The organism is Dactylosporangium thailandense, from assembly GCF_059739745.1.
Window position 1 is genome coordinate 2,169,145 of the sequence record NZ_AP029195.1, and the last position, 17,208, is coordinate 2,186,352.

The following is a 17,208-nucleotide window of genomic DNA, read 5'->3' on the forward strand; positions in this document are numbered from 1 at the left end:
CGGTCGTGCCCCCGGCGGACCCGAGTCATGACGGGTCCGTGACCGAGCGCAGCAGGCGGTCGAGGGCCGCGGTGTCGCCCACGACGGCGGCGCGGCCGTCGGCGCGGGCGCTCGCGAGGCCGGCCGGATCGACCAGCAGGCCGCTGAGCGTCTTCGGATCCGTCCGCAGCGAGAAGGCCGCCGACGCCGGCTCGCCGGCCCGCACCGCGACCCGCCCGTCGGCCAGCAGCAGTGTCCACACCCGCCCGTCGAGCTCCAGCCGGCCCTGCTCCGGCGCCGCGGCGGGATCGAGCCGGGCGTGGCCCCGCAGGAAGATCAGCACCGAGGTGGCGCTCAGCGCGGCGGGCTCCTCCGGCTGCGAGGCCTCGATGCCCCAGTCGCCCAGTGCCAGCAGGATCGGCTCCAGCCGCCGTCCGCGCTCGGTCAGCTCGTAGGTCTTCGTGTCCTGCCGGATCACGCCGTTGTGCTCGAGCTCCCGCAGCCGGTCGGCGAGCAGGTTCGAGCTGACGCCGGGCAGCGCGTGCCGCAGCTGCGAGAACCGCTGCGGCGTGAAGAGCAGCTCGCGCACGACGAGCAGCGCCCAGCGCTCCCCGACGACGTCGAGGGCCCGGGCGATCCCGCACGAGTCCCGGTAACTGCGGCTCGTCGGCATGGCTCAGAAAGTACCACGATCACAGGTTGTTTTTTACAACTTAAAATGATTGGCTTTAGCAACTGGCGACCGAAGGAGTGGGCATGCTGGAGCACAAGACCGCGGTGATCCATGGGGGCGGGGGCGCGATCGGAGGCGCCGTGGCGCGGGTCTTCGCCCGGGAGGGCGCGCGGGTCTTCCTGGCCGGCCGCACCCGGTCGCGGCTCGACGCCGTGGCGCGCGACATCGAGGCCGCGGGCGGCGCGGTCGAGGTCGCCGAGGTCGACGTGTTCGACCGGGCCGCGGTCGAGCGGCACGCCGACGCGGTCGCGGCCGCGACGGGCGGGATCGACATCGCCCTCAACGCCGTGAGCGTCCCGCACGACCAGGGCACGCCGCTGGCCGAGCTGTCGCTGGAGGAGTTCCTGCGGCCGATCGACGGGTTCCTGCGCGCGTTGTTCATCACCAGCAAGGCGGTGACCCGGCACATGGGCGGCGACCGCCCCGGCGTGATGCTGATGCTTTCCGAGCCCGGGGCCCGGCTCGCCGTGCCCGGCATCCTCGGGCACGCGGCGAGCGCGGCCGGCCGGGAGGCCTTCGCCCGGGTGCTGGCCGCCGAGCTGGCCCCGCGAAACGTCCGGGTCGTCGGCATCCGCCCGCACGCGATCGTCGACGCGGCCGCGGCGGGCTCCTACACCGGGGACCTCTTCACGCCCGAGTTCCTGGAGCGCGGCCTGGCCCCGGGGACGCTGCTGAAGCGCCTGCCGACGCTCGCCGAGGTGGCCGAGACGGCGGCGTTCCTGGCCTCGGACCGCGCCGCCGTCATCACCGGCACCGTCGTCAACCTCTCGGCCGGCGCCCTCGTCGACTGAGGCTCAGTGCAGGGTGGGCCGGTAGGTGAGCTCCTGGGTGCGGCCGTCGAGGGTCCGGCTCTCGACGAGTTCGAGGTCGAAGTCGGCCGCGCCCGCGAAGATCGGCTCGGTGCCGGTCCGGCCGGTGATCACCGGGAACACGGTCACCTGGACGAAGTCGACCAGCCCGGCGGCCATCAGCGCCCGGTTCAGCGACAGGCTGCCGTGCGAGCGCAGCGGCACCTCCGACTCCTCCTTGAGCCACCGCACGACGTCGACGCCGTCGCCGCGTGCGACCGTCGCGTCCGGCCAGTCCAGCGGGCCCTGCAGGGTCGAGGAGACCACCGTCGCGGGCAGGTTGCGCATCCGGGTGACCCACGGGTCGCGGACGTCGGCGTCCTCGGTGCTCTCGGCCAGCATCTGCGCGAACGCCCGGTAGGTCCGCGCGCCGAAGACCATGTGCTGCTCCTCGCGGTACAGGCCGAGGCGGTGCTGGAGCAGCTCGGGGCCCTGCTTGCCCCAGTAGCCGCCCCAGTCGCCGCTGGTCGTGCCGAAGCCGTCGAGGCTGGTGAAGACGTCGAAGGTGTAGGTCGCGGTCATCGGATTCTCCTTGTGTCGGCCCGCTCGGCGCGGAGGCTCCCACCATCGCTACGAACCGGACCCACCCCGAACGACAAGCACGGCCCGACTATTTTGCGGCGGTGACATTTTCCTTGTCCGTCCCGCCGATCTTCGCCGCGCTGGCCCCGGCGCGCCGCATCCTCGTCGCCGGCGCGGGCGGGGGATTCGACGTCTACGCCGGGCTCCCACTCGCGCTCGCCCTGCGCGAGACCGGCGCGGAGGTCCACCTGGCGAGCGTGTCGTTCTCGGAGCTCGAGCTGATCGACCGGGACGCCTGGCTGGCCGAGCACGTCGCGGCGGTGCGCCCCGGCACGGGCAGCCCGGACTGGTACTTCCCCGAGCGTACGCTCGCCCGCTGGCTGGAGGCCCACGACCTGCCGCCGACCGTCTACACCTTCCCTCCGCTCGGCGTCCAGCCCCTGCGCGCGGCGTACCGGCACCTCGTCGAGCACCTGGACATCGACGCCGTGGTCCTGGTCGACGGCGGTACCGACATCCTCCTGCGCGGCGACGAGAGCGACCTCGGCACCCCGGTCGAGGACCTCACGAGCGTGGCCGCGGTGACCGCGCTGGACGTGCCGATCAAGCTGGTCACGTGCCTCGGCTTCGGCATCGACGCCCACGACGGCGTCAACCACGTGCAGGTGCTGGAGAACCTGGCCGCCCTCGACCGCGAGGGCGCGTACCTTGGCGCCCTGTCGATCCCGGGCGCGAGCCGCGAGGCGGTGCTCTACCGCGACGCCGTCGCCGACGCCCAGGCCGCGACGCCGGACCGGCCGAGCATCGTGCAGGGCCAGATCGCCGCCGCGACGGCGGGCGCCTTCGGGGATGTGCGCTTCACCAGCCGTACCGAGCGCGGGGACCTGTTCGTGAACCCGCTCATGGCCATCTACTTCACCGTGGACCTGGACAAGCTGGCGGCCCGCTGCCTCTACCTGGACCGCATCGAGAACACCATCGGCCGCCGCCAGGTGATCACCCGCATCCAGGCCTTCCGCGACGAGCTGCTCAGCGCCCGCATCCCGCGCATGTACCCCCACTGATCGCCCGTCGCCGGGTAGGGTCCCCGGGCATGGTGACCTTCGCCGTCGATGACGTCACGCCCGCCGCCGAGCCGCTGCCGACGCGACCGGCCGGCGGGCTGTTCCCGGACGCGTTCGCGTTCGGCGGGGACCCGCTGCGGGCGGTGCTGGAGCCGGACGGGGTGCACCCGCTGCTCGGCGCGGTCGCGCGGGCGTTCGCCGAGCATCGGCCGCTGGTCCTGACGCTGGACGCGGTGTGGCTGACGATCGCCCAGGGCGTCGCCCAGCACGTCCGCCTGCACGCCGACGAGCTGCGGCAGCGGCTCGTCCGGCACGAGGGTCGCCGGCGGCTCGCGGTGGCCGTCGACGGGGAATTGCCGCGGGACGCCGCCGGGTGGGCGCACCTGACCGAGTCGTTCGCGAAGCTGCTGGCCGCGGAGGTCGACGACGACGAGCTGTTCGCGTGTGACTTCTCGACGAGCACGGACGTGGAGCGCACGGTCGGGCGGATTGTGCTGCTGGACGCCTACTCGCCGTACTTCGCGCTGTGGCTCGTGGCCGTCTGCGGCATCCCGTCGGTGACGCTGGACGGTACCGTCGAGGACTGGCAACGCATCCGGGCGCGCGTCGACGGGATCGAGAGATTCGGCCTGGAGCAGTGGTGCCGGTCCCTGGCCCCGATCGCCGACGAGTTCGTCCGCGCGGCGGCCGGCGCGCCCGACACCGAGTTCTGGCGGCGCATCTACAACCCGGCGGACGCGTACGGCGGCGACAAGATCACTGGTTGGATCACCCGCCTTTATCCGTACCTCACCGGCGCCCGGACTGACGTGCCGAACCCGCTGCTGAAGCTGCCCATCGGCGAGCCCCGCGACGTGACCCCGACCCCCGACGGCGTCTACTGGGGCCCGGGCATCTCCAGCGACTCGGTCCCGGCGACGCTGTCCCGCGTGATCGTCAACGTCAACGATCAGTCCTCCGGCGACAACTACGCGATCGCGCTGCACGGCGGGCTCGTCGGCGTCGCCCAGGACGACGACGGCGCACTGCGCCCGATCGCCGGCTGGTACGTGGCCGAGGCCCCCTTCGAGTTCGACGCGGTGTTCGACCGCCTCGTGCGCGAGCACCCCACCACGCCGCCGGTGGCCGAATCGGACAGCGGGGCCGAGTTCGTGCCGGCGGAGGTGCTGGCGCTGTACGGCCGGGTCGGCTCGGCCACGCTGTTCGACGGCGCCTGGCGCCTGATCCCGGCCGCCGCCCGGACCCACATCCAGGGGCTCCGGGGCGTCGACGAGATGATGACGCTGATCGAGCTGCCCGACGGCCGATGGCTGGCCTCGGCGGCCGATATAGACGCGCAGCGCGTGCACTGGATCGTGTGCCGGCTGCACTCCGAGCAGATCGGGGCGTACACCGCCCTCTACCTGGCCGACGACCCGGCGGACGTGCCGGTGCTGGGCACCTCGCTGGCGATGGTGCTGGACGCGGCCATGGACTCCGGCGGCGACATCGCCCACCTGGTGACCGGCCGCCTCGCCGGCCTGCTGCCGGAGCGGTCAGGCTAGGCGAATGTCCGGCGGCTCGTCGGTGGGCTCCACGGACGCCTCCGGGTCGGCGCGCCGCTGCCGGGCCGCCCGCAGGGCCAGCCGGCCCAGGTAGGCCAGCAGGGCGGCGAGCACCAGGATGCCGAAGACCCCGAGCAGCACGCCCCAGCGCTCCCCGATCCCGCCCCACGGGCGCGGCCACCGCCGAAGCGCTGGGAGCCGGGGATGCGACCTGGGCCGACAGCGCCGCGAACGGGTCGACGATCCCGGGGCTCCCACGCGGTCGTCGTGCGCCGCGCCGAGCGGCACCGCTGTGGCCGTCAGCCGCCGCATCACGTCGGCGGCGGGCAGGTCGCCAGGGGCGCGCAGGCCGCGGCGCAGAACACCGATGTCCACGGGCAGCGGGCGGACACCGCGCAGACCGGCGTCTCCAGGTCGGTCGTCGACGGCATGTCCTGAGCGGCGAGTCCCGAGCGAACGAGGCACGGCGTTCGGGGCCGCGGGAGTGCACCCGCGGCCCCGGATCGCGTCTCGGGACTAGCGCAACGTCAGGCGGGCCCCTTCGCGCCGGCCCTGGGCGAACCCCGCGCGGGCGGAGGGGATCCGGGTCGCCGGGTCCATCTGGTTGACGCCCATCGCGGCCCGGGAGTCGGCGTCCGGTGCGATCACCTCGACGTGGCTGCCCTGCCCGCGGAGCTGCTCGACCTGGTCGTTCAGCTCCGTGCCCGGGAACCGGCGCAGGCCCTCGAACTGGCCGTCCGCCAGGGGCGCGTCGCGCACGCTGAACGGCGCGACCACCACGACGTTCGCATAGCCCGCGGCAAGGTCGGCGTTGTCGGCGGAGCGCACGCCACCGTTGATGTAGCGCCTTCCGTTGATGTTCGGCGTGGGGACCACACCGGGCAGCGCGGTGGCCGCGGTGACCGCGTCGGCGAGGTCGACGCCGGAGTCACGGTCGAGGGTGACCAGCTCGCCGGTGTGCGCGTCGAGGGCCACCAGGACCATCGGCCGGTCCGGCCACTCGGGGCGGGGCAGCCGGGCGGCGACCTGCGCGCGGCGCTGCACGCCCAGCGCCGGGTCGAGGATGCCGTCGCCCTCCAGCCCGAACGCGCCCATCGCCCGTTGCAGGTCGGCGGCCGAGGTGGCGGCGGCGCTGATGGCCCGCATCCGCTCGAACACCGCGGTCGGCGGCTGCGATGCGGGCCGTTCCCGGTGCGGTCCGGCGGGGCGCTGGCCGGTCGGCTCGGCGAGTATCGAGGCGAACAGGTCGGCCGCCGGGATACCGCTGCGCACCCACGCCGCCGCGGTGGCGCCGGAGGAGGTGCCGATCACCAGATCGGCGGACTCGGTCAGATCGACGCCGGCTTCGGCGAGGCCGGCGACGACGCCGATCACCCAGGCCTGGCCGGCGCCCCCACCGGCGCCGAGCACCAGGGCGAGGTTGTGGGATTCGTGAGATTGCGACATGTCATGGTCCCTTTCAAGGCATCCGAGATGCGGGTGCCCGAGGACCGACGACGATGGAGCTACCGGCTCCGCCGCGTGGTGGTGAGCACCCGACTGTGAACGAAAATCGGACTCACCTCCTCAGATCGTGCGCCGCGACGGCGCTCCGGAACCAACTCGGGTCACATGCTAGCAGGTGCGAGTGCCGCTCAGTGGGCGCCGCCGCGCAGGAGTACCAGGGTCGTTGACATCGCGGTGCCCGGCCCGACAGGCTCGGGGCATGAGCGAGGAGCGCAGCATCTGGGCGGCGGCCGACCTGGCCACCCCGATGGCGATCCGGGTCGCGGCGACGCTGCGCCTGGCCGACCACATCGCCGCCGGCACGACCACCTCCGACGCGCTGGCCGAGGCGGCCGGCGCCGACCCCGACGCGCTCGGCCGGCTGCTCGGCCACCTGGTCACCGCCGGCGTCGTGGCGCGCACCGAGTCCGGCTACGCCCTCACGGACCTCGGCGACCAGCTGCGCGACGACCACCCGGGGGGCCAGCGCGCCTGGCTGGACCTGGAGGGCTCGGTCGGCCGCGCCGACCTGTGCTTTGCCGACATGCTGCACACCGTGCGCACCGGCGAGGCGGTGTTCGAGCGCCGCTTCGGCCGCCCGTTCTGGGAGGACCTGGCCGCCGACCCGGCGCGGCAGGCCCAGTTCGACGGCCTGATGAGCTCGCGGCTGGCGACGGACGCGCCCGAGGTCGCCGCCGCCTACCCGTGGGCCCTGCTCGGCCACGTGGTCGACGTGGGCGGCGGCGACGGCAGTCTGCTGATCGCGATCCTGCGGGCCCATCCGGGCCTGCGCGGCACCGTGGTCGACCTGCCCGGCGCCGTGGCCCGCGCCGAGCACGCGATCGCCGCGGCGGGCCTGGCCGACCGGGCCGGCGTCGCGCCGGGCAGCTTCTTCGACGAGCTCCCGCCCGGGGCCGGCGGCTACGTCCTGTCCGGCGTCCTGCACGACTGGCCGGACGAGGACGCCACGCGCATCCTGCGCCGCTGCGCCGACGCGGCCGGCGACACGGGGACGGTCCTGATCTGCGACCACATCGGCGACGTCTTCGACACCGAGGGCGACCTGCGGATGCTGTGCTACTTCAACGGCCGCGAGCGCACCCTGGGCCACCTGGGCGACCTCGCGGCCGCGGCGGGCCTGGCGGTCGCCGACGTGACCCCGGCCGGCACGCGGTCCCTGCTCGCCCTCCGCCGCGCCGCACCCGCCTGACGGCCGAGGGAGGCGCGGTGTCGTCCGGGCCACCCGGTGGACAGGGACCGGTCAGCTTTCGTCAATACTTGACAGATATGGTGCCGTCGTCACGCTGATCGATGTATCGGAGGTCGACGGATCGTCATGGCTCAATCGCAACGCAAGAGGCTGTGGGGAGCGCTCGCCGCGGTCGTCCTCACCGGCGCCGGCCTGGCCGCCGCGCCCGCCGCACCGGCCGCCGCCGACGTCGTCACCGACCCGGCCGCGTTCGTGGACCCGTTCATCGGCTCGGCGCACGACGGCAACACGTGGCCGGGGGCGGTGCGGCCGTACGGGATGCTGTCCTGGAGCCCGACCAGCACCCGCGGCGACCAGACCAGCACCGGGGCGGCGAACGGCTACCAGTACGACGTCACGCGGATCCGCGGGCTCAGCCTGACCCACCTCAACGGCGCGGGCTGCAACCCCGGCGCCGCGGGCGACGTGCCGATCCTGCCGTTCGCGTCCACTGTGGACTCCTCGCCGAGCGCCGACAGTACCGACGCGAAGTTCGCCACCAACTTCAGCCACGCCGACGAGAGCGCCAGGCCGGGCCGCTACACGGTGAAGCTCGCCGACGGCGTCCGCTCCGACCTCGCCGTCACCGCCCGCGCCGGGGTCGGGCAGTTCACGTTCCCGGCCGGCCGCCCGGCGAACCTGCTCTTCCGCACGTCGAACTCGCTCAACGGCAGCGAGGACGCCGAGATCTCCATCGACGCCGCGAACCGCACGGTCACCGGCTCGGTGCTGACCGGCGCGTTCTGCGGGCGGCGGGCCAACGGCGGCACCAACAACCGCAAGACCTACTACCGGCTGTACTTCTCCGCCCGCTTCGACACCCCGATCGCCTCGACCGGCACCTGGGTCAACGGCACCCTGACCCCGGGCGGCACCCGGGCCACCGGCGGCGAGGGGTACGCGACCGGCGCCGACCGCGCGGGCCGTGGCTCCGGCGGCTGGGTCGGCTTCGCGCCGGGCAGCGACGTGCGGATGCGGGTCGGCATCTCCTACGTCAGCCTGGCCGGCGCCGAGCGCAACCGCGACACCGAGCTCGCCGCGGGCGTGGACGTCCCGGCGGTCGCCGCGCAGGCCTACGACGACTGGAAGCGCCAGCTCTCGGCCGTGCAGGTGACCGGCGGCAGCACCGCCCAGCGGACCACGTTCTACACCGCGCTGTACCACAGCCTCCTGCAGCCGAACCTGGTGTCCGATGTGGACGGCCGGTACCTCGGCAGCGACATGGCCGTGCACAGCGTCACCGCGGGGCAGGGCGCGCAGTACGGCACCTTCTCCGGCTGGGACCAGTACCGCGCCCAGATCCAGCTCCTCGCGCTGCTCAAACCGGCCGTCGCCGGGGACTACGCGCAGTCGATGTACCAGTTCGCGCAGCAGCACAACGGCATCTGGGACCGCTGGCTGCACAACAACGGGGCGACCCACGTGATGACCGGCGACCCGGCCGCCCCGACGCTGGCCACGTTCGTCGCGATGGGCGCCGACCACTTCGACACCGCCGGCGCCTACGCCTCCCTGTACCGCCAGGCGACCGTCCAGAACGCCGACGCGCTCGACGACGGCGGCTGCCCCGGCCAGTGCACCGGCCAGCGCCCGGCCCTCAACCAGTACCTCGCCTCGCACTACGCCCCGCAGAACGCCTGCCACTGCTGGGGCGGCGCCGCCGAGACCCTGGAGAACTCGCTCGCCGACTTCTCCCTCGCCATGTGGGCCCAGCGCCAGGGCCGCACCGCCGAGCAGGCCGCGATGTCCGCCCGCGCGAACTACTGGCGCAACACCTTCAACCCCCAGGCGACCGCGTCCGGCGGCTACCAGCAGGCCCGCAACGCCGACGGCGGCTGGGTCGGCGGGTTCTCGCCCTCGACCGACGTCGGGTTCGCCCAGGGCAGCTCCGCGACCTACACGTGGATGGTCCCGCAGAACGCCACCGGGCTGGCCCAGGCCATGGGCGGCACCGCGCCCGCCGTGCAACGCCTCGACGCGTTCTTCCACGACGACGCCGGCAACTGGGCGGTCAAGGGCGGCAACGCGCTGCGCTACGACCCGGGCAACGAGCCCGGCCTGCACGCCCCGTGGCTGTACAACGCGTTCGGGCAGCCGGCGAAGACCCAGGCGACGACCCGCGAGATCGTCGGCACCGTCTACGGCACCGGCCCCAGCGGCCTGCCCGGCAACGACGACCTCGGCACCATGTCGGCCTGGTACGTCTTCGCCGCCATCGGCGTCTTCCCCCAGGTCGTCGGGCGCGCCGAGCTGCTCGTCGGCAGCCCGCTGTTCCCGAGCGTGAAGGTGACCCGCGACAACGGGGTCGTCCTCACCGTCGACGCCCCGGCCACCACGGACGCCAACCAGTACGTCCAGTCGGCCCGCCTCGACGGCGCGGACCTGAGCCGCTCCTGGCTGCCGGAGTCGTTCGTCCGCACCGGCGGCACCCTCTCGCTGACCATGGGCTCCGCGCCGTCCGCGTGGGGCACGGCGACCGCCAACCGGCCGCCGGACCGGACCGGCACCGGCCCGGTGACCCTGGTCCAGCTCGACAAGTGCCTGGACGTGAGCAACTCGGGCACCGCCAACGGCACGAAGATCCAGATCTGGGGCTGCAACGGCACCGGGGCCCAGCAGTGGACGATCCCCGGCGACGGGACCGTGCGCGCGCTCGGCAAGTGCCTCGACGTGGCGAACTCCGGCACCACCAACGGGTCCAAGCTGCAGCTGTACGACTGCAACGGCACCGGCGCGCAGCAGTGGACCTTTGTGTCCGCGACCCAGGCGCTGCGCAACCCGCAGTCGGGGCGATGCCTGGACGACCCGTCCAGCAGCACGACCAACGGCACCCAGCTGCAACTGTGGGACTGCAACGCCACGAACGCCCAGCGGGTCGCCATCCCCTCCTGAACCGGCCCGGCCCGGCCCGCACCAGGGCCGGGCCGCTACGCTCGGGGCCGTGGTCACGGAATTCGGGGTCGAGCTCGCCGACGGTCGCCTGCTGCACGCGTACGACTCCGGTGGCGACGGCCCGGTCGTCTACTGGCACCACGGCACCCCCAACATCGGCGAGCCGCCCGCGCCGCTCTTCGAGACCGCCGAGCGGCTCGGGCTGCGGTGGCTGTCGCACAACCGGCCCGGGTACGGCGCCTCGACGCCGAGCCCCGGGCGCGGGATCGGGTCCGTGGCCGCCGACGTCGCCGCCGTCGCCGAGGCGGCCGGGGTCGAGCGGTTCGTGGTCATGGGGCACTCCAGCGGGGCCGCGCACGCGCTCGCCTGCGCCGCGCTGCTGCCGGACCGGGTGATCGCGGCGGCCGGGATCTCCGGACTGGCGCCGTACGAGCGGTTCGCCGACCGCTGGTTCGACGGGATGGCCGACGGGGCCGCCGGGTCGCTGCGCGCGGCGCTCGGCGGGCGCGAGGCCAAGGCGGCGCACCTCGCGGCGGCCACCGGCGAGGAGGACATCGGGTTCCTGCCCGTCGACTGGGAGGCGCTGCGGACCGACTGGGCCTGGTTCGACGACATCGTGCCGGCCGCGCTGCTGGCGGGGCCGGGCGGGCTCATCGACGACGATCTCGCCAATGTGGGACCGTGGGGGTTCGAGCCGGAGGCGGTCGACCGCCCGGTGCTGCTCATCCACGGCGCCGCCGACCGCATGGTCCCCGCCGCGCACAGCGCCTGGCTCGCCGAGCACGTCAAGGGCGCCGAGCTGCGCCTCATCCCCGAGACCGGCCACGTCACGGCGATGCGCCAGGGCGACGCCGCGCTGGAGTGGCTGGCCGGCAACCTGTGACATCGCAGCGAAAGGGGGGGTGTCCCTATGGGTTTCGTCAAGCGGCAGCTGGGCGGGGTTGGTAGGGCACCTTGTCTCGGAGCATGGCGAACAGGACGTCGACTCGTCGGCGGGCGAGGCAGATGAGGGCGGCGTTGTGACGTTTGCCGGCGGCTCGTTTGCGGTCGTAGTAGGCGCGTGAGGGCGGGTGGGACAGGCTGGCGAACGCGGCGAGGAAGAACGCGCGTTTCAGCTGCTTGTTGCCGCCTTTAGGTGGGTGTTCACCGCGGATGCTGCTGCCGGAGCGGCGGGTGACCGGGGCCAGACCGGCGTAGGCGGCCAGGTGGCCGGGTGTTGGGAATGCGGTGCCGTCGCCGACTTCGAGCAGGATGCGGGCTGCGGTCCTGACCCCGATGCCGGGCATCGAGGTCAGGACCTCGGCAAGAGGGTGTGCATCAAGCATCCTCTCGACGTCACGGGCCAGTTCGTCACGCTGGCGCAGCACCTCGCGCAGGCTCTCGGCGAGTTTCGGCAGGATCTTCTCTGCCGCGGCGGTGCCCGGGACGGTCACCGTCTGCTCGCCCAGGGCGGCGACGATCTGTTCGACCAGTCGTTCACCCATGCGAGGCGCGTGCGGACGGACGATCTCGGCGAGTTTCGATCGGCCAGCCTTGCGCAGACCGGCCGGGCCGCCGCACCGCGACAGGAGTTCCAGAACAGCTTTGTGCTGGACTTTCGGCCCGAGGACCCCGCTCGAGTGCGAGGTGGATCTGGGTCAGCAGCCCACGGATGCGGTTGCTGATCCGGGTGGCCTCGCCGGCAAGGTCGTCATCGAAGCCGACCAGGACCTCCAGCTCGGCCAGGGCCTCCTCGCCGATGTCGACGCGGCGCAGCGTGTGCGGCATCGTGCGAGCGGCGTCGGCGATGACGTAGGCGTCCCGGGCGTCGGTCTTCGCCGCGCCGGGGTGCAGGTCCGCGATGCGGCGCATCGCCAGGCCCGGCAAGTACGCGACCTGGTGGCCGCAGGAACGGGCGACCGCGACCGGCAGCGCACCGATCGAGGCCGGCTGATCAACCACCACCAAGACCCGGCCGTGGCGGGTGAGCCGGTCGAACACCTGCCGCAGCTTCGCCTCGGTATTGACCAGCGCCGCGTCGTGCAGCCGCTTGCCGTCCCGGGTCAGCGCCACGGCGTGATGGCCGTCCTTGCCGACGTCGAGCCCGAGGAACACCTGGTAGTCGCCGTGCACATCGCCTCCCCGCAACGAGCCTCAGCCCCGGCCGCCCGTCTGGCGTCCACTGCCGGCAGCCACGTTACGAAGAGACCTACCCAACACCCCGGGTGGTCGTGTCCCTATCAGCGGTCCGTCGGCGCCACCCAGCCCGGCGACAACACCCCCCGGATCATCCAAACGACAGGGGCAGGAAGTCATACCGGACCAGGCGACCGAGCGTCCCCATCGGGGACCTGAAAAAGGTAACGGGGGGGGGCGGCCGCGGCGGCCGCCCCCCTGTGTGCACAACCGCTACGCGTACGCCTCGATCTCGTAGATGCGGGCCGCCGTGTCGGTCGTCTGGGTCGGGGTGATGATGTTCAGCCGGACGTACCGGCCGGTCACGTTCACCGCGCTCGTGGTCACGTCCGCGGTGTTGCCGCGGGGCGAGGCCACCGTCGTCCAGGTGCTGCCGTCGCTGGACACCTGCAGGTCGAAGTCGCGGGTGTCCCACGACGCCGACTCGCCGCCGGCGCCCGCGTGGCGCACGACGATCGAGCTCAGGTGGTTGGCGGCGCCCATGTCGACCTGGAGGAACTTGTTCGTGCCCAGCGAGCACCACTTGTCGGAGTTGCCGCCGGAGACGCTGCCGTTGACCGCCTTGTCCGGGCCCTCGGTCGAGGCGCAGGAGGAGTCGGCGGTGGCGGCCTTGTTGAGCAGGAGGTTGCCGCCGGTCGCGGCGCCGTAGACCTCGAACTCGTAGATGCGTGCCGCGCCGTTGCCGTCGTTGGCGGGCGTGGAGATGTCCACCTTCACGTAGCGGGCGGTCCGCGCCGTGAACTGGTGCAGGGTGCGGCTGGACCGGTTGCCGGAGACCGTGGCGGCCTGGCTCCAGTTCGTGCCGTCCGTGCTGGTGGAGATGGTGAACGCGCCGGTGTTCCAGCCGGTGTTCTCGGCCCCGAGGCCGGCGTGCTTGAGCACGACCGAGCCGACGGACTGGTTGGAGCCGAGGTCGACCTGGAGGAACTTGGTCGCCGCGGAGGTGCAGAACTTGCTGTTGTTCATCAGGCTGCCGTCGACGGCCTTGTCGGCCGACTCGGCGGCGGCGCAGGTGGCCGAGCCCGTGGCGGTCTTGCCCTGGGCCAGGTTGGTGCCCAGGTTCGGCGGGGTGGCCGGCTGGGTCGCGCCGTCGGTGAAGGACGGCGGGACGTTGCCCGCGCCGGTGCCCCAGGAGGACGGGCCGGTGCCCATCGTGTAGTTCAGCGTGCCGCCCGCGGCCAGGTCCGGGTAGCGCAGGTAGTTGTTGGCCACCGCGGAACCGTTGAGGGTCAGGCTCTGCACGTACTGCGAGGACGCGCTGCCGCCGTTGATCTGGATGTTGCCGGCCGAGCGCTGGATGAGGATCGACGGGAACGACGGGCCATGGATGGCGAGCGTGTCGGCGCCCGGCGTGGCCGGGTACATGCCCATCGCGGACCAGATGTACCACGCCGAGGTGGCGCCGAGGTCGTCGTTGCCGGGCAGGCCGCCGGCGCCGGTGGTGAACTGCTCGTTCATGACGCGCCGCACCGCCGAGGAGGTGCCGGCCGGGTACTGCGCGAAGTTGTACGCCCACGGCACGCCGTGCTCCGGCTCGTTGCCGAGGTAGAAGTACGGGCGCGACAGGCCGGCGTTGAGCTCGGTGAAGTGGTGGTCGAGGCGCTGCCGGGCGGTCTGCGGGCCACCCATGAGGTTGATGAGCCCGGCGAAGTTGTAGGGCACCATCCAGGTGTACTGCGCCGCGTTGCCCTCGGTGAACGGGCTCTCCTGGGCCGGGTTGAGCGGCCACGGCCAGGTGCCGTCGCTGTTGCGCGGGTGGATGAAGTTCGACTCGGTGTTGAACGTGTTGCGCCAGTACTGGGCGCGGGTCATCGCCGAGTTGTAGGTCGCGGTGTCCCCGAGTGCCTTGGCGAACTGGGCCACGGCGAAGTCCGACGCCGAGTACTCCATCGAGTCCGACGGGGCGCCCGGGATGTACTTCTTGGACTCGTACTCCGCCTCACGCCCGCGGATCGGCGAGCCCTGCGCACCCTGACCGGCGATGGCGTTCTTCATCAGCTGCAGCGCGGCCGCGGTGTCGAAGTTGCGCGCACCGAACTGGTAGGCGCTGTCGACGATGATCGGGCCGGGGTCGCCGGTCATGACGAAGTCCTCGTTGGTCTGCTGCGACCACTTGGGCAGCAGGCCGCCCTGCTGGCCGTCGAGGACCATCGACTTCATGATGTCGCTGGTGACGTCGGGCGCGATGAATGCGACGAGCGCGGCCCACGAGCGGTAGATGTCCCAGCCCGAGTAGTTCTGGTACACGTTGTGCGTCGCGGTGTGGATCGCGTTGTCGAAGCCGCGGTACTGGCCGTTCACATCGCTGGAAATGTTCGGGTTGACCAGCACGTGGTACAGCGCGGTGTAGAACTTCTGCAGGTCGGTGGCGCTGCCGCCGGTGGCCTGGATGCGGTTGAGCGCGGTGTTCCAGGCGTTGTTGGCGTTGGTCCGCGCGGTGTCGAAGGTCGCGGTCTCGGCGTTGAGGTTCGCCGTGGCGTTGGCGACGCTCACGAACGAGACGCCGATCTGGACGTTGACGTTCGCGTTGGAGGTCGTGTCCCACGTGACGAAGCCGCCGGTGTTGACGCCGGAGGTGCTCGCGGAGCCGTTGCTGATCGTCGAGCCGTTCCAGGTGCCGAACGACGACGGGGCCCGGTCGAACTTCATCGAGAAGTAGATCGGGTAGGTCTTCGACGAGCCGCAGAAGCCGCCGGCCGTGGTGCTACCGGTCATGGTGCTGCCGGAGATGTTGACGCTGCCGCTGCGGTTGCCGGTGGCGCTCCGGCTGGTGTTGATGAGCAGCCGGGACTGCGTGTTCGACGGGAACTGCAGGCGCATGACGCCGGTGCGGGTGGTCGAGGTGACCTCGACGTTCGTGGAGTACTTGTCCAGCCGGTTCTTGTAGTAGCCGGCCTGGGCGACCTCGTTGGTCTTCGTGTACGCCGAGGAGTAGCTGGTCCAGTTCGTGCCGGGGGAGGAGCCGAGCGCGCCGGTGACCGGCAGCAGGCCGAGGTCCTCGTTGTTGGGGCAGCCCGCGCCGTTGAAGTGCGTGAGGCTGAACTCCTCGATCGTGCGGTCCTTGTCCCGGTACCCGGACGGCGACGCGGTCGGCGTGTCCGGGCTGAACTGGAGCATGCCGAACGGCACGGTGGCACCCGGGAAGGTGCTACCGCCCGCGCCACCACCGACCGGGTTGGGCGAGTTGGAGTCGTCCGTGCCGATCAGCGGGTTCACGTATTGGGTCAGGTTGAGGTCGGCGGCCTGGGCGGGGGCCGCGAACTGCACGACGGCGAGGGTGCTGCCCAGCAGGGCGGCTCCCGCGCCGGCGAGCAGCCGGTCGACCTTGCGGGATCGGGGCATGGTGTCTCCCGTTCGGTGGCGGTGAGGACGGGAGAGCGCTCTCGATGGACATTCATAGTCCCTGATCCGCGTTTGGTCAACATTTGTCAATACGTGCGCTGGTCAGAACCCCATCACCCACCGCAAATCCACCGCAACGGACGGCTACCGATCGCCCCGGTGGCCGTCCGGCCGTCCGCGCTGATCCCCCCGAGCTCGAGGCTCGTGCTGTCCCCGGGCAGCGGCAGCGGGTGCGCGACGCCGGAGCGCACCAGGTAGGCCGAGTCCGGGGTGCTGCCCGCGACCGTCCCGTCGGCGGCCAGCGCGCGGCCCTGGCCGGGGCCGGTGGCGAAGCGCTGCGGGGCCGGGTCGGCGGCGTCGCCGGGCCGCCAGCCGAGGTGGTTGCCGAAGTCGACGGCCCGGTCCCCGGCGATGGCGTCGACGCTGCCGTTGGTGTCACCGCCGGTGAGCCGCAGCGGGACCGGGGTGCCGTCGGCCCGCCACAGGTACGGGCTCCGGTTGATCACGCGGTCGTCCACGTAGCCGCCGACGGTCCCGTCCGGGCCGATCGCCAGCGCGACCGGCAGGTGCCCGGCCGGAGCCGCCAGGAGCACCGGACGGCCCGGGTCCCGCTTGCGCCAGAGCACGGCCCCGGTCACGCCGGGGCCGACGCCGCCGACCTTGCCGACCACGTCGCCGTCGGCGTTGATCGCGGTGGCCTCGGTGAACGCCCCGGCGGTGGCGCCCGGCGGCATGGTCAGGATGACGGAGTACTCCGTGTTGATCGTCATCGCCCGCTCCTTGCCGCCCGGCGGGTGGGCGTTGACCGCGACGTCGCCCTTCGCGCTGATCCCGACGACCCGCGTCACCGCCACGTCCTCGCGCACCGCCACGAGGGCGCCGTCGTGCCAGATCGCGACCTTCTGGGTGCCGGTGCGCAGCGCCGCCGCCCAGCGCCCGGTCGGATCGATCACCGGCGCGGCCGCCGGGCCGTCGCCGGGCAGCCAGGCCGCCTCGCACTCCGGCGGGGCGGCCGGCGACGCGGTGGAGGTCTCCCCGGGGTGGACCGGCACGGGCGCCGGGGGCCGCCCGCCCGCGATCGCGGCCGCGCCGACGGTCACCGCGAGCACCGCCGCGGCGGCGGTGCCGGCGATCGCGGTCCGGCGGCGGCGCACCCGGGCCCGTCCGGCCCGCACGAGGCCGTCGACGGTCACGGTGGTCCCGGGCGCGTCGACGTCACGGAGTTCCTGCAGCGGGTTCATGCGGCACCACCAGTCAGCACGGAGACGTCGAGGAGCCGCCGCAGCGACTTGAGGCCGTGGGAGGTCTGGCTCTTGACCGTCCCCTCGGAGCGGCCGAGGGCGGCGGCGGCGTCCTCGACCGGCGGTCACAGGGT

The 17,208-nt window shown here is 72.9% G+C and carries 12 protein-coding genes and 1 pseudogene; 6 read left to right on the forward strand and 7 right to left on the reverse strand.

The genetic code is table 11. The annotated features are described in order from the left end of the window. Positions 1-25: 25 nt before the first annotated feature. Entirely contained in the window at positions 26-652 is a 627-nt protein-coding gene (locus AC6JBM_RS09470) for a winged helix-turn-helix transcriptional regulator (RefSeq protein WP_497983217.1), read from the reverse strand. 83 nt (positions 653-735) lie between these two features. On the opposite strand from AC6JBM_RS09470, the gene AC6JBM_RS09475 reads away from it, so the two are divergent. Further along, on the forward strand, positions 736-1,503 hold the full coding sequence (locus AC6JBM_RS09475; RefSeq protein ID WP_497983218.1) for an SDR family NAD(P)-dependent oxidoreductase: 768 nt from the start codon (positions 736-738) through the stop codon (positions 1,501-1,503). A 3-nt stretch (positions 1,504-1,506) separates the two neighbouring features. Here the strand turns inward: AC6JBM_RS09475 and AC6JBM_RS09480 are convergent, their stop codons facing one another. Further along, positions 1,507-2,082: a dihydrofolate reductase family protein gene (locus tag AC6JBM_RS09480; RefSeq protein WP_497983219.1), complete on the reverse strand. Its 576-nt coding sequence runs from the start codon at positions 2,080-2,082 to the stop codon at positions 1,507-1,509. Between the two features lie 101 nt (positions 2,083-2,183). Between AC6JBM_RS09480 and AC6JBM_RS09485 the strand changes: the two genes are divergently transcribed. Together AC6JBM_RS09485 and AC6JBM_RS09490 are read left to right on the forward strand one after the other, a co-directional pair. Beyond that, positions 2,184-3,146 (forward strand): DUF1152 domain-containing protein, encoded by a 963-nt coding sequence (locus AC6JBM_RS09485; RefSeq protein ID WP_497983220.1) that lies wholly within the window; start codon positions 2,184-2,186, stop codon positions 3,144-3,146. Between the two features lie 29 nt (positions 3,147-3,175). Further along, positions 3,176-4,690, forward strand: coding sequence for a DUF4419 domain-containing protein (locus AC6JBM_RS09490; RefSeq protein WP_497983221.1), 1,515 nt, complete (start codon positions 3,176-3,178; stop codon positions 4,688-4,690). Here the strand turns inward: AC6JBM_RS09490 and AC6JBM_RS09495 are convergent. Together AC6JBM_RS09495 and AC6JBM_RS09500 are read right to left on the reverse strand one after the other, a co-directional pair. Next, complete coding sequence (locus AC6JBM_RS09495; protein ID WP_497983222.1) at positions 4,682-5,065, reverse strand: hypothetical protein; 384 nt, start codon at positions 5,063-5,065, stop codon at positions 4,682-4,684. The two genes, AC6JBM_RS09490 and AC6JBM_RS09495, sit on opposite strands and share 9 nt — an antisense overlap. Positions 5,066-5,206: 141 nt before the next feature. Then, positions 5,207-6,136, reverse strand: coding sequence for a patatin-like phospholipase family protein (locus tag AC6JBM_RS09500; protein WP_497983223.1), 930 nt, complete (start codon positions 6,134-6,136; stop codon positions 5,207-5,209). A gap of 259 nt (positions 6,137-6,395) precedes the next feature. Here AC6JBM_RS09500 and AC6JBM_RS09505 point away from each other — a divergent pair, with 259 nt between their 5' ends. The 3 genes from AC6JBM_RS09505 (at position 6,396) to AC6JBM_RS09515 (ending at position 11,199) form a co-directional block, all read left to right on the forward strand. Next, positions 6,396-7,385, forward strand: coding sequence for a methyltransferase (locus AC6JBM_RS09505; protein WP_497983224.1), 990 nt, complete (start codon positions 6,396-6,398; stop codon positions 7,383-7,385). Positions 7,386-7,511: 126 nt separating this feature from the next. Then, a complete protein-coding gene (locus AC6JBM_RS09510; protein ID WP_497983225.1) occupies positions 7,512-10,316 on the forward strand; it encodes a GH92 family glycosyl hydrolase in 2,805 nt (934 codons plus the stop codon). Positions 10,317-10,365: 49 nt separating this feature from the next. Continuing rightward, positions 10,366-11,199: an alpha/beta fold hydrolase gene (locus tag AC6JBM_RS09515; protein ID WP_497983226.1), complete on the forward strand. Its 834-nt coding sequence runs from the start codon at positions 10,366-10,368 to the stop codon at positions 11,197-11,199. A gap of 37 nt (positions 11,200-11,236) precedes the next feature. Here the strand turns inward: AC6JBM_RS09515 and AC6JBM_RS09520 are convergent. From AC6JBM_RS09520 to AC6JBM_RS09530, 3 genes and pseudogenes are all read right to left on the reverse strand, one after another. After that, a pseudogene (locus tag AC6JBM_RS09520) lies at positions 11,237-12,428 on the reverse strand (IS110 family RNA-guided transposase). Positions 12,429-12,704: 276 nt separating this feature from the next. Beyond that, positions 12,705-15,833: a GH92 family glycosyl hydrolase gene (locus tag AC6JBM_RS09525; RefSeq protein ID WP_497983227.1), complete on the reverse strand. Its 3,129-nt coding sequence runs from the start codon at positions 15,831-15,833 to the stop codon at positions 12,705-12,707. Between the two features lie 113 nt (positions 15,834-15,946). Further along, the gene (locus tag AC6JBM_RS09530) at positions 15,947-17,074 is read right to left on the reverse strand and encodes a hypothetical protein (protein ID WP_497983228.1); all 1,128 of its coding nucleotides are present in this window, start codon (positions 17,072-17,074) and stop codon (positions 15,947-15,949) included. Positions 17,075-17,208 lie beyond the last annotated feature (134 nt).

Coding starts and splice junctions, on each gene's coding strand:
- AC6JBM_RS09470 (WP_497983217.1), bottom strand. CDS start 652: ATGCCGACGAGCCGCAGTTACCGGGACTCGTGCGGGATCGCCCGGGCC.
- AC6JBM_RS09475 (WP_497983218.1), top strand. CDS start 736: ATGCTGGAGCACAAGACCGCGGTGATCCATGGGGGCGGGGGCGCGATC.
- AC6JBM_RS09480 (WP_497983219.1), bottom strand. CDS start 2,082: ATGACCGCGACCTACACCTTCGACGTCTTCACCAGCCTCGACGGCTTC.
- AC6JBM_RS09490 (WP_497983221.1), top strand. CDS start 3,176: ATGGTGACCTTCGCCGTCGATGACGTCACGCCCGCCGCCGAGCCGCTG.
- AC6JBM_RS09500 (WP_497983223.1), bottom strand. CDS start 6,136: ATGTCGCAATCTCACGAATCCCACAACCTCGCCCTGGTGCTCGGCGCC.
- AC6JBM_RS09505 (WP_497983224.1), top strand. CDS start 6,396: ATGAGCGAGGAGCGCAGCATCTGGGCGGCGGCCGACCTGGCCACCCCG.
- AC6JBM_RS09510 (WP_497983225.1), top strand. CDS start 7,512: ATGGCTCAATCGCAACGCAAGAGGCTGTGGGGAGCGCTCGCCGCGGTC.
- AC6JBM_RS09525 (WP_497983227.1), bottom strand. CDS start 15,833: ATGCCCCGATCCCGCAAGGTCGACCGGCTGCTCGCCGGCGCGGGAGCC.
- AC6JBM_RS09530 (WP_497983228.1), bottom strand. CDS start 17,074: ATGAACCCGCTGCAGGAACTCCGTGACGTCGACGCGCCCGGGACCACC.